The organism is Bacillota bacterium, assembly GCA_013314855.1.
GTDB lineage: Bacteria > Bacillota > Clostridia > Acetivibrionales > DUMC01 > Ch48.
This window is the reverse complement of record JABUEW010000053.1, coordinates 1-16,251: the sequence shown is the minus strand read 5'-3', so window position 1 is coordinate 16,251 and position 16,251 is coordinate 1. Positions and strand designations below refer to the sequence as shown.

General features: G+C 36.5%; 11 protein-coding genes. All 11 read left to right on the top strand.

Annotated elements, in window-relative coordinates; all coding sequences use genetic code 11:
• Window positions 1–30: 30 nt before the first annotated feature.
• Window positions 31–1,740, top strand: a complete 1,710-nt coding sequence (locus tag HPY74_10595; GenBank protein NSW91098.1) for a hypothetical protein — start codon at window positions 31–33, stop codon at window positions 1,738–1,740.
• A gap of 48 nt (window positions 1,741–1,788) precedes the next feature.
• Window positions 1,789–3,741 (top strand): ADP-ribosylglycohydrolase family protein, encoded by a 1,953-nt coding sequence (locus HPY74_10590; GenBank protein NSW91097.1) that lies wholly within the window; start codon window positions 1,789–1,791, stop codon window positions 3,739–3,741.
• Between the two features lie 436 nt (window positions 3,742–4,177).
• Window positions 4,178–4,948, top strand: a complete 771-nt coding sequence (locus tag HPY74_10585; GenBank protein ID NSW91096.1) for a polysaccharide deacetylase family protein — start codon at window positions 4,178–4,180, stop codon at window positions 4,946–4,948.
• Between the two features lie 173 nt (window positions 4,949–5,121).
• Window positions 5,122–6,108, top strand: a complete 987-nt coding sequence (locus tag HPY74_10580; GenBank protein ID NSW91095.1) for a LacI family DNA-binding transcriptional regulator — start codon at window positions 5,122–5,124, stop codon at window positions 6,106–6,108.
• Between the two features lie 411 nt (window positions 6,109–6,519).
• Window positions 6,520–6,891, top strand: coding sequence for a hypothetical protein (locus tag HPY74_10575; protein ID NSW91094.1), 372 nt, complete (start codon window positions 6,520–6,522; stop codon window positions 6,889–6,891).
• A 171-nt stretch (window positions 6,892–7,062) separates the two neighbouring features.
• Window positions 7,063–8,232 (top strand): aminopeptidase P family protein, encoded by a 1,170-nt coding sequence (locus tag HPY74_10570; GenBank protein ID NSW91093.1) that lies wholly within the window; start codon window positions 7,063–7,065, stop codon window positions 8,230–8,232.
• A gap of 172 nt (window positions 8,233–8,404) precedes the next feature.
• Window positions 8,405–9,139 (top strand): creatininase family protein, encoded by a 735-nt coding sequence (locus HPY74_10565; GenBank protein NSW91092.1) that lies wholly within the window; start codon window positions 8,405–8,407, stop codon window positions 9,137–9,139.
• Window positions 9,140–9,198: 59 nt separating this feature from the next.
• Entirely contained in the window at window positions 9,199–11,358 is a 2,160-nt protein-coding gene (locus tag HPY74_10560; GenBank protein NSW91091.1) for a hypothetical protein, read from the top strand.
• A gap of 362 nt (window positions 11,359–11,720) precedes the next feature.
• Window positions 11,721–14,000 (top strand): helix-turn-helix domain-containing protein, encoded by a 2,280-nt coding sequence (locus HPY74_10555; protein ID NSW91090.1) that lies wholly within the window; start codon window positions 11,721–11,723, stop codon window positions 13,998–14,000.
• A 301-nt stretch (window positions 14,001–14,301) separates the two neighbouring features.
• The gene (locus HPY74_10550; GenBank protein ID NSW91089.1) at window positions 14,302–15,261 is read left to right on the top strand and encodes a sugar ABC transporter permease; all 960 of its coding nucleotides are present in this window, start codon (window positions 14,302–14,304) and stop codon (window positions 15,259–15,261) included.
• Window positions 15,262–15,272: 11 nt separating this feature from the next.
• Window positions 15,273–16,166, top strand: a complete 894-nt coding sequence (locus HPY74_10545) for a carbohydrate ABC transporter permease (protein ID NSW91088.1) — start codon at window positions 15,273–15,275, stop codon at window positions 16,164–16,166.
• The last annotated feature ends 85 nt before the right edge of the window (window positions 16,167–16,251 follow it).

The following is a 16,251-nucleotide window of genomic DNA, read 5'->3' as shown; positions in this document are numbered from 1 at the left end:
CAAAATTATTATACCAGATAGGAGGATTCTATGAAAAACTATACAATCAGAGCTATGGAACTTCATGATTTCACACAAATATGGGATCTGGAGGAAATTCGCAAAAGACTGAATTTTATGGTTAGAAACAACATGAATACCTTGATTTTCCATGAACCAGGAATTGAGGATAAAATTGTTTTCCCAGCGAAATTTCTCGGTGGAACAGGAGAAGCCACAAATTATTATGACGCTTTTTTGCAGATTGATCACAACATTTATAAATACGCACTTCGTGAAAATTTAAACCTCAACCGCCGGGATTATATGAATCATGTGATTCGGGAGGCAAAGGCTGCCGGAGTGGATATCTATTTTGAGAATAAAGAACTGTGGTTTTCGGATTTTGTTTTGAAATACCGCAAAGAACTAATGCAGGATGGCGTAATCTGTCCGAGCGATCCATTCTGGTATGAGGAATTTTTGCCTTACAAGTATAAGGAACTGTTCGTCGCGCTGCCGGATCTGGCTGGTATTGTGGTTTCGATCGGAACGGGGGAGGCCAGACTTGCAATCAGCAACACCTTTGCCTGTGGCTGTGAGCGTTGCAAACATCTTGACCCTGTGGAATGGTACAAAAACATAATCATGGCGATGTATAAGCCGTTTAAAGAGGCGGGAAAGACTCTGGTCGTCCGTGATTTTATTTATAGTAAGGAGGAGCAGGAGCGCTTCAAGGTGGCGTTCAATGCGCTGCCGGACGATATTGTGCTTTCGCTGAAAAACACGCCGCACGATTTTTATCCGACTTTTCCCAATAATCCTCTGATAGGACAGGTGGGGCAGCATCCGCAATGGATTGAGTATGATGTTAACGGACAGTTTTATGGCTGGGGTGCGATTCCAAGTGCCATGCTTAAGGATATTAGAGAACGACTGAGGTACGGTGCCGAACACAATGTGACTGGCTTTATCGCAAGAACTGACTGGGAAGGCGTGCAGGACTATGGCTGCTTTGATAACCTGAACATGTTGAACCTTTATGCAATTGCGGCATATGCAGAAAATCCAGATGTTAAGGAGGACGATATCTATCTGAAGTGGCTCACTGAGGAAAAAATGCTGGAGGAAAATATCACTCCTCAAATGCTGAAAAAATGCGTGAAATGGATTTCAGGTATCCTGAACCAGACTTGGGATGTTGTAAAAAATACTAACTTTGTCAATGGAGCGGTTTTCTCAAATGATAGCTGCATCTTACTAACAACAGGACAATTCACCTTTATTGGAGGTACCCATCACAGCCTGAAAAATTGGGATACTACTAAAGAGGACGCACTAACCATGACCAGGCAGAATATTTCGCAGATTGTGACCGACAAAGATTTTGCGCTTGATTTGTGTGAGAAGCTTTATGCGAAGGTTATGGAGGGCAATTGCGGGCTCACCGAAGCGGCCTATGCGAAGGTAGTGGAGCACTTTGAATTTATGCGCATGTATGTGCGAGGCTTTCGTCTGTCAGCGCGGGGTTATTGTTTTGGACGCTACGCCTCGGAGGTGAACCCCGATGATATTCTGGTCGAAGGCAAAACCGCGGGTGAGCTGCTCAAAGGAGTTATTGCAGATGTGGATCAATATGGAAAGGAACTTTCGAATTGCGCATTTATGAAGAAATATCCTTATGATGCGATGTTGAACCCCGAGCGTGTGGCATATTTTCTAAATGATCTTAAGGCACTCGCAAAACAGGCTGGAATTTAATCGACGCACAATTCATATTTTCAGATTATTATGGGTGGAGGGATGACATTGAAAAAGAACAAATTAACTTTGAACAACGAGGTATTTCGAGATAAGGTGATGGGTTGCTGGCTCGGTAAAAATGCGGGAGGTACGCTTGGAGAACCATTGGAAGGCAAATTTGGGAAGGAAGAAATGTTTGACGTCTGCTGGTATCCTAATTTACCGGAGGGTGGAATCCCCAACGATGATCTGGAAATTCAGTTAATTTGGTTGCAGGCACTGTTACAGAAAGGGCCTGGGATTACTTCAGTAGATCTGGTCGAATACTGGCTCGACTGTATTGCCTACAACTTTGACGAATATGGCTTAAGTAAAACCAATATGAAAAAAGGATTGTTACCGCCAGTATGCGGCTGGTATAATAATGCGTTCCGGGACTGCATGGGAAGCCCAATTCGTTCTGAAATTTGGGCATGTGTGACACCCGGTCACCCGGAAATCGCGGCTAAATATGCTTTTAATGATGCAATCTGCGACCACGGCGGTGGGGAATCGGTTTTTGGCGAGGTTTACAATGCGGTGGTGCAGTCGGCGGCGTTTGTAATGAGCGATAAGTTCAAATTGATAGAACTTGGGCTGGCCTCGATTCCGGAAGATTGCCTAACTCACCAATCGATCGCGATGGCGGTAGAGTTGTTCCGCGCCGGCGTGGACTGGAAAGAGAGCCGTAACCGCCTAAAGGAGAGGTTCTATAATCCGATTGCGCAGTACTCACCGTTGAATCTGGGATTTCAGACAATCGGTTGGCTTTATGGTGAGGACTTCGGTGACGCAATCTGCAAGGCGGTCAACTGCGGCTGGGATACCGATTGTACTGCTGCAACACTAGGCGCGACGCTCGGCATAATTATGGGCGCCAAAAAACTACCGAAGAAATGGATTGAGCCGCTTGGTGATAAGATTACCACCAACATGTCCACTGGCGGGATTCAAAACCTGACTGCGCCCACCAACATCAACGAGTTGACTGACATTGTCTGCGAGCAGGCGCGGCGAGTGCTGAGATATTGGGGCTGTGAGGTTGAGTTTACCGATTTCGGTCAGCATGATGAACTTGCACATATTGAGCCGCCCGACTTGTCCTGGATGGAGCATTACCGTGGGGATACCCTGCGCTGGGAGTTAGGTGCGGTTACGGCGGAGCTCAGCTATCACAGACATGCCGCTATCACTGGAGACGCACCTTCGCAGTTCTGCGTCAGAGTGAGTAATCCGCACCCCGTGGTAATTAAGTTGGGTGTGCGTATTGAGTTGCCGAACGGCTGGAGGGTTTTGCCTCAAGTAGAGACAGAGGTCATACTGGCGCCGAAAGAAATGAAAGAACTTTTGTTTGAAGTAATAGCGGATGGACAATACATCAATGAAACAAACCGTGGATGGATTATCTTGAATGCAAAAAACCGGCCTGCCATGCCGGCTCTTCCGTTGGTTTTTGTTGGAGGAAGCCGATGGCTTGTCTCGGAACTTTTCGAGGGAAAAACGATTGACGACTACTGTGGTGTCCAGGAAAACAGTTTATTTGATAGAGCACCTGAGGGCTGGAGTGATGAGTGGCGCACTGGCAATGATCTTGAACTGTCTGGACGATTCACCAAGAACGGCGTGATTTATCTACTGCATCATCTGTGGAGCGAGGAGGAGAAGCCGGTTGTGGTGGGCGTTCCGAATAATGGCAGGATGAAAGTGTGGATGAACGGAACGTTGCTGCATCAAACCCGTGAGATAGTCCCATTGCGGGCTAATCAGGGCAACGGTGGTGCAGTGGGTGATACCTCGAATTATAAAACGACCGTTCTGCGGAGAGGTTGGAATCGGTTTTTGATCAAACTGGAGCAGGTGAACCGCCCCATGCAAGCGCACTTTGTGGTGGGCGAGTTACATCCCTCTTCTGTCAAAAATCACGGTGAGGCGCTGCTTGGCGTGAATCGGTCGGGCTTTGACTGGGAGAAAAAGGTATAACCTTTGCGCGGGGCGGTTTGATAAAACAGCCCCGATTCTGTGCTTTCAAAAATCAACGTACTATCGACGTGTGACAGATATAAACCATAATGGCAATCTAATCTAAACAATTTTAACCGTATATTTGTTTATAAAAAAACACCGGACTGTTTCTGAGATTCAGTCCGGTGTATTATTCAATGTTCGGCGATTTTCCGAACATTGAATACCCCCGCTATGTGGGAGAGTTCATATATGGCAAGGCCGTTGTATAATAACAAAATTGCGCTTCGTTAATGAATTTCATTATCTAATAAGATTATATGAAAATGTAATAAATCGGTTACTGTATCTCAATCAAGATCTAAATCTCTATCTCAATCTCGTTCTATAAACATGCATATCCGGGCGACATGGCGAATATTATATTACTGAGTTACTTTTTCCGGGAGTAAGTATGAAAGTATTTGTAATTGAGGCCAAAACGGTAATTAAGTACTTTTTTGTTATAGCCGCCGCCATTACAGTGGTTTCAGCACTGAGTACTGTAAGCATGAACGCTATAGGCGTATACTCTCCAACACGCCTGCTGCCGATATATTCCGTTGATTGTGGCGGGAAGAAGGCCTCGATAACATTCGACTGCGCCTGGGGAGCAAATGATATACCTGACATTCTGAATACTCTCGAAAGGGAAAATGTGAAAGCTACTTTCTTTATTGTAGGGCAGTGGGCCGAAAAGAATATCCAGTCTGTCAAAATGATTGCCGACAAAGGCCATGACATAGCCAACCATTCTTACTCACATCTGAGAATGGGTATGTTAGACACTGAGAGAATAGAGAAAGAGATGCTTTTATGCAGCCAAAAATTAGAGGAGATAACAGGAAAGAAAGTCGAATTGTTCAGAGCGCCTTATGGGGATTACAACAATAATATAATTAAAACTGCCCGGCGGTTAGGATACCATTCTATACAATGGGATGTGGATTCGCTTGACTGGAAGCCTGGAATCAGTCTGGAAGAAATAAAAAACAGGGTATTGAGAAAGGTACAGCCGGGTTCCATTATTTTATTTCATAATGATACTCCACATACATCCAAGTTGCTTCCCGAGATTATATCTGCTTTAAAGAACAAAGAATATGAACTTGTACCTGTATCTAAGTTAATTATAAGGAATAATTATTATATAGATTTTGACGGAAGACAAAAAATGAAGATATGATTCATTTCCCTCATCGAATTAACAGGCTCTACAAGACCTTTCACAATGTTTATGTCATTGTAATGGGTCATATATAGGAAATGCACCCAGTATTAATGAATTGACTTTATATAATATAGAGTATATAATAATATTAAAATTAAAAAGAAAACGTTATTACAAAAGGAGTAGACATGAGGGTAAAACTTGCAGACATAGCAAAGCATTTAAATATATCGGTATCAACAGTATCAAGGGTTCTTAATGGAAAAGATAGAGTAAGTGATGAAACTCGAAAAAAGGTGTTAAATGCTATTAAAGAATTTAATTATCAACCTAATGAAATAGCGCGCAGCTTAAGAAACAGAAGTAGCATGACTATAGGTGTAATAGTACCTGATATATCTAATGAGTTTTTTGCTCTTTTAATTAAAGGAGCAGAGGCAGTTGCAAAAAATAACGGATATCTTGTTATACTTTGCAACAGTGATTATGAAGAGGAAATGGAAAAAGAGTATTTAAACATACTTGCTCAAAAACAGGTTGATGGAATCATTGTTGCAACGGTATGTAATGATGATAAATATTTTGAAAAAATACTCGATAGTGGAATTCCTACTGTTTTTGTAGATAACCTTCCTCAAGTCAAAAGAAACTATAATTTTGTAACCATAGATAATGAAAAAGCCAGTTATGACCTGACAAAATACCTTATAGGATTAGGCTATAAAGATATTGCTATTATAACTGGTAAACTTCAAGAAACATCAGCCATTGAAAGGTTAAACGGTTGGAAAAAAGCAATGAATGACAGTGGTCTAAAAGTAAATAATGACTTTATTGGGATAGGAAATTTTAAAATTGAAAGTGGTTACAAAATAATGAAAAAGATGCTAGAATTAAGCAAGATGCCTCAGGCATTACTTGCAGCCAACAACAATATTGCTTATGGTGCTATAAGAGCAATAAGAGAGAAAGGTCTAAGAGTTCATGAAGATTTATATGTAGTATGTTTTGATGCAACAGATAATACCGGACTAATGAATATCAAGATTCCTTCTATGATACAGCCTGCGGAAAAAATCGGTGAAATAGCTCTGGAAATAATAATGAAAAGAATAGATAACAAAGAATTGGTAATTTATGATCATGTGATCCTTGAACCTCAATTTATTAAGTAGAAATTTCTTCAAAAGAAACGATTATATTCCTGGAATAAATTTTTTCACTTTTTAAAATGCCGAAGAGCTATTGACTTTTTATTTCAGTAATTGTATAATCATAATATGAGAAATCGTTATTACAAATGGAAGTGAAAGGTTAAGTTATTTTTTGTGCCGGATAACGCCCGGCGTGGAGGTTAATATGAAGCATAGCTCACCCAAGTTAATGGTCTCAAGGTACAAAAGCTAATACCTAAAAAGTCTGCTATGAAGCTTTTTTCAAGCAATACTATATAATAACACTATATAATATTATACATTGGCAATTAAATACTAATTCTTAAGTAAAAACGATTGCATCAGCAATTACTGACAAATTAATTTTATATGAAATATTATTTCATATAAAATTATATGGAGTTGATGAGGATGGAATTTAATAACGGCAAAAAAATATGGTATTTTCCGGATGGAGAATTGCCCCCGCCAGGTGATGAACCATTGAAAGGCCATGAATCTATTATTATATTAAATGATAATGAATGTGTGGCAAATTTAACTATGACCCTTTATTTTACTGACAAAGAGCCGGTTGGGAACATAGAAATTAAAGTACCCCCTAAAAGAGTGAAATGCGTAAGGATGGATAACCCGGACCACTTAGGAGGAGTAGTTGTACCTCGTGAGGTACAATATGCAATAAAACTAGCTAGTGACGTTCCTATAGTAGTACAATATGGCAGGTTGGATACGAGACAGGAGAAAATGGCTTTTTATACAACAATGGGATTGAGTTTTTAAAACACTATTAAATTTAACACAACTTAACCTTATAAACTTAAGGAACTTAATACGGCTTTGGCGTTTGACAACTAGGGGAAATAATAACCAGGGAAATAATAAGGTTAAATATTTTTTAAAATTACTATTTAAAATTACTAAAAAATATTAATAGAAAGTGAGGACTTACATATGGACAGAATAATGATACCAGATTGGGAGTATAAGGAAAGGGTTAAAAAAGCTGCGAAGCTTGCAGGAGAAAAAGGTCTTGATGTATTTCTGGTGAATTCCAATGAGGCAGATTATGCCAATGTTAGGTACTTCAGCGGCTTCTGGCCTTTGTTTGAAAGGGCGGGAGTTGCCATTACGCCGGAAGGTGAGGCAGGGTTGATTGTAGGACCCGAAAGCAAGATATTTGCTTCTGATGTAAGCAGGATTGAGAAAATATTTACTTCACTAGATTACCGTGAATCTGCAAACCCGTCTTATCCTGAATTTCAAACTAGCACATACAAAGACATATTTAAAGCTCTTGGGGTAAAAGGTGAGAAAATAAGGATAGGGATAGGCAGTTTTCTTGATACCAATGCCGTAATGATGGAGAGCCTAAAGACAAACTATCCGGAGGCAGAAATAGTAAAAGCTGACGATATTATGCTTGCTTTGAGGAGTATAAAATCGGAAAATGAACTTGCATGCATGAGGGAAGGATTTCGTATAACTGAGCTGGCTATAAAAGAAGTTATTAAAAATCTTCGCCCTGGAGTTACAGAATTGCAAATGGTGGGTATTGCCCAAAAGGTTATATATGAAAATGGTGCGGAATATGAAGGCCTGCCCATGTATATTTTCAGTGAGAAATCAACAAGACATGCCATTTCAAGACCATCGTACAAGACGATTGAAAAAGGGGACCTTGTACAGTTAAATCTTTCTGCAAAAGTAGATGGATATTCACCGAGTATTGGTATACCCGTGTGTGTAGGGAAACTTACTGAAGAAAAAAGAAGGAAGGTAGAATTCGGGCTTGAAGCACACATGTGGACTGAGAGAAATATTAAAGCAGGGGTAGCTGCATGTGATATTGCGAAAGGCTTTTATGACCTGTTTGTTTCTAAAGGCTACAAAGAGAATTATGTGTATGGCCCGTGTCATGGAACAGGTATGATTGAAGTTGAAGCACCGTGGATGGAAACCAATTCGAAATATATGCTTAAACCCAACATGACATTCCAGATAGACACCTTTGTATCGGGAAGTACCTTTGGATTGAGATGGGAAAAAGGGATTGTAGTTACTGAAACCGGATGTGAAAGTCTTTGCAGCCCTATTGGTGAGATTATTGAGCTGGATTTTTGATTTTTGAGGTAACGGTTGAGTCAATCTCACCCTGACACACTTTGACTCACTAACTATGAAAGCCTTTGAAGATAATTTCCAGTGAGTTAAGAGTAGGCACTGCAGGGTTAGTAACTGGAAATTTGTTTAATAAAACCCTGTAAATAATATTGTATGAGGAGTAAAATAGGGTATGAAATTGGAATATATATTTCCAAAAGACATTGAAAGGGCAAAAAAAGAAAAATGGCCACTTGTAATTCCTGTCGGAACAATTGAGTACCATGGACCGCATTGCTCTTTTGGATGTGATACGTTAATAGCATACGGTATTCTTGAAAGGCTGGCAAAGGAAAAAGACATAATAATTGCTCCTCCGGTATGGTACGGACCGGCCAGTTATGCAGTTGCCGGGCCTGAAAAGGGTACAGTCAATGTTGATACCGATATATTTGAACAGAACATATACTGCATCCTGAAATCTCTTCTCTATGGAGGATGGCGAAATATATATATTCTTATACACCATCAGTATGAACAGGAAAATCTGCTGCCAATGACATTAAGTTGTATGAAAGCGGCTAAAAAACTAACCTTTGAATACCTTGAAGAAAAAAGAGGTATTGGCTGGTGGGGTAATAATGAAAATAAGGAATTTTATGAAAAGCTGGATGAACAGGACAATCCATGGAATTGGATTACCGTTTTACCATGCATGAGTAAGGAAGTACAGGCTGCAACGGGATATGACCATGCAGGAAAATGGGAATGTTCGATCTTAAGTGCACTTTACCCTGAAACGGTTGTGAAAGAATATATAAGGGAAAGTGACGAATGGTTTATCCAGGACGCTATCGAATCGTCAAACGAAATAGGTGAGAAAATGATTAATCTTTGCCTGGAGGATTTAAAAAATAAAATTAAATAAACTTGTATCAACTTATTTGAGGGCAGTATTATTATAAAAAAAAAGGGGGGGGTAGGTAAATGTTAGAAAAAACAATAGAAAAGAATTATGATTTTAGGAAGCGTCTACTCGAGGTTCATAAACCAAATAGAAGAGATTACAATGTTATTCCTAAAAAAGATGAGATTGAAGTAAATGAAAGCTGGGAAATTATCGTGCCGGAAAAAGCTGATAGAGTAGTATTAAACGCAGCAAAAGATTTACAGGATTATTTTTTCACTTCAATGGGTTTATCTTTAAGACTAAGCATATCTAAGAATATATCAAAGAATATAAAGAAAGAATCTGAATGTGGTTCTAAAAAAATTGTATTTATTACAAAAGATTTGGCAAAAGAATTGGGTGAATGCCTGGATACACTTCGTAGTTATCGTATTATATGCGATGATGATAGAATTATTTTATGCGGATATGATGAAAGAGGAGTTGCACAAGCATCCTTCTATTTGGAAGATTTAATGAACTTGAAATGTGCACCCATTGTTAAAAAGGATGATAAGTGCAGAAAACCGCTATTTTCACCCAGAATGGTACATTCCGGCTATGGGTTGGATATGTTTCCTGATGCCCATCTTAATGCTATAGCCCATGCAGGTATGGATGCCATACTTGTGTTTACAAAGGATGTGGATACCACTCCACACGGATATCTGGATTTTAATGAGCTGATATACAGGGCTAAAGGATATGGTATTGATGTTTATGCATATAGTTATCTAAAGAGTCTTAAGCACCCTGATGAAGCTGATGCAGAGAGCTATTATGACAGTACTTACGGAAGAGTTTTTGAGAAGTGTCCAGGTTTGAAGGGAATTGTGCTTGTAGGTGAATCGGTTGAATTCCCAAGTAAAGACCCCAACACCTCAGGGAAGTTTTATTATGAGAATACAGTAGACGGTTTACCCACAGGAAAGCCAAGTCCAGGATGGTGGCCATGTCAGGATTATCCACAGTGGCTTAACCTGGTAAAAAAGGTTATAAGGCGGCATAATCCAGAAGCAGATATTGTGTTTTGGACATATAATTGGGGTTATGTTGATAAAGAACATAGGGTTGAGCTGCTAAAAAACATTCCTACAGATGTATCATTGCTTGTTACTTTCGAAATGTTTGAGCAGATCAAAACCGGAAGTATAACAAGTACTTGTGTTGATTATACTCTGTTCTTTGAGGGCCCTGGGAAATACTTTATAAGTGAAGCGGAAATTGCCCATGAAAGGGGAATAAAGCTTTACACCATGAGTAATACCGGTGGGCTTACATGGGACATTGGTGTTATTCCTTACGAACCTGCTCCATATCAATGGATAAGACGTTACGAGGAATTGCATAAGGCACGGGAAAAGTGGGGACTTTGCGGATTGATGGAATCTCATCATTATGGCTGGTGGCCTTCATTTGTAAGTGAGGTAGCAAAATGGTCGTACTGGTCTCCCTCACCATCAAGTGATGAGGTATGTAGAATGATAGCAAGAAGGGATTTTGGTGAAGGCAATGAAGACATAGTTATTGAGGCGTGGAAGGCTTGGAGCGAAGGAATAAGAAATTATGTATCAACCAATGAAGATCAATATGGGCCTTTCAGAATAGGACCATCATATCCTCTTGTTTTCAGACATGGTGCACAAATACCTTCTGTGCCATATGCCATGTTTGGCGGCAACAGAATATGTAATACAAACTATACCTCTCATGATAATGGCAGGAGTTCCCTTTTCCAATATAGGTTGCCTGTTGAAATAGAAAGGCTGGAAAAAATGAAGGAATGTTTCCAGCATGGAGTTAAATGTCTTGAGAAAGTCTATGACAGGCTTCCCGATAATAAAAAGCAAGATGCTTTTTACATGATAAACCTCGGTAAGTTTATCGTTAATTGTGTTAAGACAACTATAAATGTTAAGAAGTGGTACATATTAAAAATGCAATTATTTATTGAAACTGATGAAAACAGGATAGATGAGTTGGTTGATAAAATGATTGAAATAGGTAAGGATGAAATTAAAAATGCCGAAGATACTATACCTCTCGTGGAAGTAGATTCTAGACTTGGTTGGGAACCAAGTATGGAATATATGACTGATGTATACCACCTTAACTGGAAGATAAAACAGGTTAAACAAGTAATAGAAGGAGCATTGCCTGGATATAAGGCTGCGTTGAAGTTTAATCATGAATGTTGATAGAACAGTCTGATAGTGTAGTTTGACAGTGTGCTTAAATATAAATTAGCTATAGCTTAAAATTGAAAAAAGGATAATATTATATAATAAACAGAATGTTATGTAAAATGGTAGATAAAACAGTAAAACAGTAAAACAGTAAAACAGTAATACAGCTTATTCCATATTAAGTTTAAAGGATAAGCTGTATTACTTGTAGAAAAAGCTTAAATGTTAAATTTGGCATATTATAGCAAGAATAACTACTTTACTTTATATTTAGTACTATAGTAATAGAGTATTTACGGGCTTTTTACCTTATTAATTGAACAATTAGTAAATAGTAAACCCTGAACCAATTTATTTAAGGGGTGTTCAATAATATGAAAATTAATATTAGGTTTAGTATATTCTACAAATATTTTTTTTCATATTTAATAATATTATTTATACCATTAGCTATTATTGGAGGATTACTATATCAAGATACTGTAATAAACTTGAGGAAAGAAATTGAAACATCAAATTTAACAAAATTGAATAAAGTTAAAGATATAATGGACTTGCAGATTAAACAGTTGGATGAAATTACTATAAAAATCTCAAATAATCTTAAATTAGCAAAATGCATGCTGACAAGTAATGATTATAAGTCTTATGAAGGTATTGAAGAATTAAGCAATTATATAACAAATAACGCTTTTATAGATGATATTTTTCTATATTACAGAGGTGATAATTCAATTTATTCTTCAAAAGGCAAATGTACTATTGATGTTTTAATAAATAGATTATATAGGTTTGACAAATGGGGTTTTAAGCAATTTTACAGTGATATTAATACAATTGCAAAACGAACTGTCAGAAGGGTTGAGAAGGTAAATTTAAATGACAGAGAACAAGTAGAAATTCTTACATTTTTATATCCAATAACTCCTACCTCAAAAAATCCCAATGCAACTGTAATAATTACAATACGAAAAAGAGTATTGGAAAGTTTGATAAATGACATATTGGAAGAATCACAAGGAAGTGTTTATATATTAAATACAAATAATGAAATACTAGTTTCAAAAGATAGTAATAAATTTGAAGAAAAACTAGAGATTATTAATTATTTAAATGACAATAAACAACAAGGAATAACTGAAATAACAGTAGAAAATACTAAATATTGTCTTCTAAGCACCAGGTCAGAGTTAACAGGATGGACATATTTTATTGTTATGCCTACAGCCCAATTCCTATATAGGGTACATTATAGTAAAACAGTCGTATTGCAAATACTATTATTAGTATTGGTATTGGGAATAGTGGTAACACTTATTTTATCCATTAATAATTATAAACCTATTAAAAAACTAAGGATAGACATTGAACGCTATAGCTCTAAGAATTTAAATAAATATATATATAATGAAATTGATTTTATAAAGAATATAATGAAAGATACTATAGACGAAAATCATAAGCTAATAGCCCAAATAGACAAGCAGCTTCCATATATTAAGGAACAAGGAATTACAATGCTTCTCAGAGGTGAAATTAATAATGATATTGAAGCTGGTAATGTTCTAAATTATACAAAGCTGAAATTATATGGTCCATATTTTTGTGTAATAGTTGTTGAAATTGAAGAAAGTAATTTAGATTATTTGATGCAGAATGGTAGAGGTAACTTTTTTGAAGTAATTAAAGATTATCAGATATTATATGATTCATATGCTACCAGATTAATTGGAGAAAATGCATTAGTTTTCGTCTTTAATATTAGTAGTGAAGATAATCATAAATTTGAGCGCTGTAATCTTGCGGGAACACTTCAAAATTTTTTCAAGGAGCAGTTTAATTTAATAGTTACTATTGGCGTTGGTAAAGCTTGCCATGATTTACTTGAGTTAAATCGTTCTTTCACAGAAGCTCTAGCTGCACTTGAATATAAATTTATAAGGGGCTCAGGACAGATAATTGTAATAGATGATATCGTAGCTTTGAAAAAGAATTCATACTGGTACCCGATAGAGGATAAAACCCGCCTTATACATGCGTTAAAACAGGGAAATATTGAGCAATATATAGAAATAGTTAATGACATAAAAGAGAATATTGAGGAGAGAAATTTATCATTGGCAATGCTAAGATCAATTTGTTATGATATAGTGAATAGTATTATTAAAACTATTAATGATATGAACATAGATGAAATTCAAAATTACGTATGGGATATTATTGAATTTACTTCAGTTAACGAACTGTCACAAAAACTTATTAACCTTGGAACAAGCATTTGTAAATATATTGAATCAAGCAAAGAAAGCAGAAACAATGAGTTGCGTGATAGTATAATAAACTATGTTAACACCAATTATAAAAATTATATGTTGAATCTAGAACAGGTAGCGGCTCAATTTAATATTTCTCCATTTTACTTAAGTCGTTTCTTTAAAGAACAGACCGGTTACTGTTTTGTAGACTATATTAGAAATCTGCGTATAGAAGAAACAAAAAGATTACTTGTCCAAAGTACTAAATCAATAAAAGAGATTGTTCGAGATGTAGGTTATATAGATGTATCAAGTTTTATGAGGCTATTTAAGTTTAGTGAAGGTATTACACCAGGAGAATATAGAAAACTTTATTCAAAAAAGAAACTGGAAGCTTAGAGTGTCAAAATTAAATTTAGCATATGAGTGCAAGAATGACCAATTGTATTTTTGGAAAAACAATGCTATATTTAGGTATATCAAGCTTTATTAAATTATTTAAGTTTGCGGTGCCAAATTTAAATACTAAACGAATCTAAGCATTTAATATATTTTCAACTTTGGTACCAAACCCGGGTAACTGATAAAAGGGGTGATTGAATAGTAAAGAGTAATTAATACAGTACATACCATATAGTTCTACGTACGTAAAAATTCCCATATATAGGGAAACTGGCAAGAAAGGGTGTGTTTAATAAGCATGAATAATAGGGTTGGTATTTCAAAGAATACTCTAACAAGAAAGTTCAATATAAAAAATAAAAAAATAAAAAAAATGTTTAATACATATCAATTATATCTATTTATATTACCATCCTTAACCTATTTTATAGTTTTCCATTATGCACCAATGTATGGGGTACAAATAGCGTTTAAAGATTTTATTGCAACTAAGGGTATTTGGGGTAGCCCCTGGGTTGGTATGAAGCACTTAAATAGATTTCTAAATTCATACTACTTTTGGATACTAATAAAAAACACTGCTGGTATAGCTCTTTACTCACTGGTAGCTGGGTTCCCTATACCCATTATTTTAGCATTAATGATAAATGAAGTTAGAAACAAGTATTTCAAAAAATTGGTACAAACTGTTACTTATGCTCCACATTTTATATCTACTGTAGTAATGGTAGGAATGATTCTGGCATTTCTTTCACCATCTACAGGTATTATTAACCAAATTATTAAATCACTTGGTGGTGAACCAATATCATTCATGACGAAACCTGAACTTTTCAAAAGCATCTATGTATGGTCTGGAATCTGGCAGAGTTCAGGATGGGGTTCGATAATATACCTAGCAGCATTAACTACAATAGATGTACAGCTACATGAAGCGGCAATTATTGACGGAGCATCAAGATTACAAAGAATATGGCATATTAATATTCCAGGAATTATACCTACAATTGTTATTTTGTTTATACTAAGTGCTGGCGGAATAATGAATGTAGGTTTTGAAAAAGTATTTCTAATGCAGAATCCGCTTAATATGGAGTCATCTGATGTAATATCAACGTATGTTTATAGAAGTGGATTATTAGGGGCGCAATTTAGCTTTTCGGCAGCTGTTGGTTTATTTAACTCTGTTATCAACTTTGGATTGTTGATTCTGGTAAATACTATCGCAAAACGTATTGGTGAAACCAGTTTATGGTAGGAGGTAAATAAATGATAAGTACAAGTAAATCAGATAAGTTGTTTAGTTTTACAAATTACCTTTTACTATGCATTATCCTAATTATTGTATTATATCCTTTAATATTTGTGGTCAGTGCATCGATAAGTGATCCTTATCTTGTGAGTCGGGGAGAAATGTGGCTTTTGCCTAAAGGAATAACTTTTGAAGGATACAGAAGAGTGTTTCAAAATGATGAGGTATTAACTGGATACAGAAATACTATTTTTTACACATTATTTGGAACATTAATTAACCTCTTTATGACCCTAACATGCGCTTACCCGTTATCTAGAAAAGACTTTATAGGTAGAAACTTTTTTATGGCAATATTTACCTTTACAATGTTTTTTTCAGGTGGACTTATACCAAGTTATATAATTATTAAAAAACTTGGCATGCTAAACAAGATCTGGGCTTTAATAATTCCAAATGCTGTATCAATGATGAATGTAATTATTGTAAGAACATTTTTTCAGTCAAATATACCATCTCAATTACAAGAAGCTGCTGAAATTGATGGTTGCTCAATTGTCCGGTTATTTACAAATATTATATTACCTTTATCCAAACCTATTATAGCAGTAATGGCTTTATTCTATGGTGTCCAGCATTGGAACAGTTTCTTTGCAGCCTTAATATATCTAACTGACAGGTCTCTTTTTCCACTGCAGTTAATACTTAGGGAAATACTTATACAAAACCAGATGAGTTCGCAGATGCTAATGACAGGAAATGAACTTGACTTAATAGCAAAACAGGCAAAAGCTGCAGAATTGATTAAGTATTCAATTATGATTGTTTCTACTTTACCTGTTCTTGTTGCATACCCATTTTTACAGAGGTTTTTTGTACACGGGATTATGGTTGGTGCTATAAAAGGATAAGTTCAACAAGAAAATAATTAACATGTTATAAAGGGGGGGGTATAAATGAGAGGTTAAAATATTAAAATTAAGAAGTTAAAGTTGT